Raw genomic sequence first — 2,163 nt, forward strand, 5'->3', positions numbered from 1 at the left:
GATTTCCGGCCCGATCCCGGCGGGATCGCCCATGGTCAGGGCCAGCGGGCGCGGGTGTTCACGCATGGGGCGCCGCCATGGCGTGCAGGATGCGGATCCATGACCGGATGCCCTTGTGGAAGGAGGTCAGGTCATATTTCTCGTTGGGGGAATGGGCGCGGTCATCATCCAGCGCGAAACCCACCAGCAGCGCCGACATGCCCAGTATGCGCTGCATGTCGCCCGCCACGGGAATCGACCCGCCGCAGCCTATGGTCACGGCGGGCGTGCCCCATTCCGCCCCCAGCGCCGCAAGGGCGGGTTGCAGGCCGAACGTGGCCGGGGGCACGGTGCAGGCCATGGACCCGCCATAGGGCGTGAAGGTTACGGTGCAGTCTTCGGGCAGCATCTCGCGCACGCGCGCGCAGAAGGCCTGCCGGATGCGGATGGGATCCTGCCCCGCGACCAGCCGGAACGAGACCTTGGCCACGGCCTCGCCCGGCAGCACGGTCTTGAACCCTTCATCGGCGTAACCGCCGGAGATGCCGTTGATCTCGAAACTGGGGCGGCACCATGTCTGTTCGATGGCGGTGTAGCCTGTCTCCCCCGCTGCGACCGAAAGCCCGACTTCCCCCAGGAAGGTCGCGTCATCGGGCGCGATCTCGGCCCAGCGCGCGCGTAGCGCCTGGGGCGGATCCTGCACGCCCGTGTAAAAGCCGGGAAGCGTCACGCGCCCGCTCCGCGCATCGCGGATGGAGGCGAGGGCCTGGCACAGCAGTTCCACCGGGTTGCGCGCGGCGTTGCCGTAAATGCCGGAATGCAGGTCACGGTCCGCGCAGCGGAGGTGGATTTCCTCCCCCACCATGCCGCGCAGCGTGGTGGTGATGGCGGGCACGCCGGGCAGCATCGCCGTATCGCAGATCAGTCCGACATCGGCGCGCAGTTCGTCGCGGTGCTCCTCCATGAAGGGGATGAGATTGGGGCCGCCGCATTCCTCCTCCCCTTCGATCAGCAGCGAGACGCGCACCGGCAGCGTGCCCAGTGTCGCGCGGATGGCGCGCAGGGCCTCGATGAAGGTCATGACCTGACCCTTGTCGTCCGATGCCCCGCGCGCGACGATGTGCCGCACGCCATCCTTGCCCGTGACCAGAACGGGCTCGAACGGCCCGGTCTTCCACAGTGACAGCGGATCGACGGGCTGCACGTCATAATGGCCATAGAACAGCACATGCGGGCCCGCGGGCGGCGTGCGGTCATGGGCGATCACGATGGGGTGGCCCGGCGTCTCGCACAGGCGGGCGTCAAAGCCGAGACTGTCCAGTTCATCACGCAGCCACTGGGCCGCGCACCGGCAGTCGACCGCGTGTTCGGGCTGGGTGGAAATGCTGGGGATGCGCAGGAACGCGAACAGCCGTTCAAGGGCCGCGTCAAGGGCATGGTCCGCCTGTTCCAGAACGGGAGAAAGGGCGGAAGGCGTGTCGGTCATGGAATCTCCGTTTACAGTCGGCGGCCTGGGCGCGATTTTGCCTGTCACGGGATCAAAAGCAACTCATCCCTGCTATCGGCACTGTCCATGCAGGAACCCCAGCGCGGGCAACGGCCGCCATGCGCGCGGCAGATCCGCGCGCCGATAGGGGCGGATGCTGTAATGGGGAACGGGTATGTCGTTGCGTTCAAGAAACGCGCGATAGGCGGCGACCTGCCTGTCGCGCCATTCGCAGTCGGCTTCGGCCCCGGCGCGGGTGGGGTAGATGCTGGCAATGCATGTGCCGCCCCCGGTGCGGGCCACCACCGCCCATGATTCATCGCGGCGCGCCGTCGTACGAAAAATGACAACCTTGCCCATTGTTTCGCTCCCGTTGCGGTCGCAGGGGCCATTCACGCCCCGATAACGCAGGCAACCACGCCTGTCGCGCCCGATCAAGCAGCACCCCCGATGAATTGATTTCCTTGCCTGCCCCCGTTGTTGGCGGTAGGGAAGCAGGATCATGATACGTCTTGTCATTACCCTGCCCGTGATCGTGGCGCTGATTATTTTCGCCGCCTGCAATCAGGCGCCAGTGGACCTGTCATGGTTGCAGTGGAAATGGACATCATCGCCCGGCGTGCTGGCGCTGCTGGTGGCGGCGCTGTTCTACGCCACGGGGTCGGCCAGCGCGTGGATCGTGGTGCTGCGGCAGATGC

The 2,163-nt window shown here is 66.7% G+C and carries 2 protein-coding genes and 1 pseudogene; 1 reads left to right on the forward strand and 2 read right to left on the reverse strand.

Annotation, left to right across the window (positions count from 1 at the left end):
• Window positions 1–58 precede the first annotated feature (58 nt).
• Together JCM25156_RS14435 and JCM25156_RS14440 are read right to left on the reverse strand one after the other, a co-directional pair.
• The gene (locus JCM25156_RS14435; RefSeq protein ID WP_025813624.1) at window positions 59–1,465 is read right to left on the reverse strand and encodes a M20/M25/M40 family metallo-hydrolase; all 1,407 of its coding nucleotides are present in this window, start codon (window positions 1,463–1,465) and stop codon (window positions 59–61) included.
• A 72-nt stretch (window positions 1,466–1,537) separates the two neighbouring features.
• Window positions 1,538–1,825 (reverse strand): hypothetical protein, encoded by a 288-nt coding sequence (locus tag JCM25156_RS14440; protein WP_025813625.1) that lies wholly within the window; start codon window positions 1,823–1,825, stop codon window positions 1,538–1,540.
• A gap of 142 nt (window positions 1,826–1,967) precedes the next feature.
• Between JCM25156_RS14440 and JCM25156_RS14445 the strand changes: the two are divergent.
• Window positions 1,968–2,163 (forward strand): annotated as a pseudogene (locus tag JCM25156_RS14445) (LapA family protein); the annotation flags it as partial.

The sequence above is a fragment of the Komagataeibacter kakiaceti JCM 25156 genome (assembly GCF_000613305.1).

Excerpts from the sequence above, each read along its gene's own strand:
- JCM25156_RS14435 (WP_025813624.1), bottom strand. The coding sequence starts at position 1,465 with ATGACCGACACGCCTTCCGCCCTTTCTCCCGTTCTGGAACAGGCGGAC.
- JCM25156_RS14440 (WP_025813625.1), bottom strand. The coding sequence starts at position 1,825 with ATGGGCAAGGTTGTCATTTTTCGTACGACGGCGCGCCGCGATGAATCA.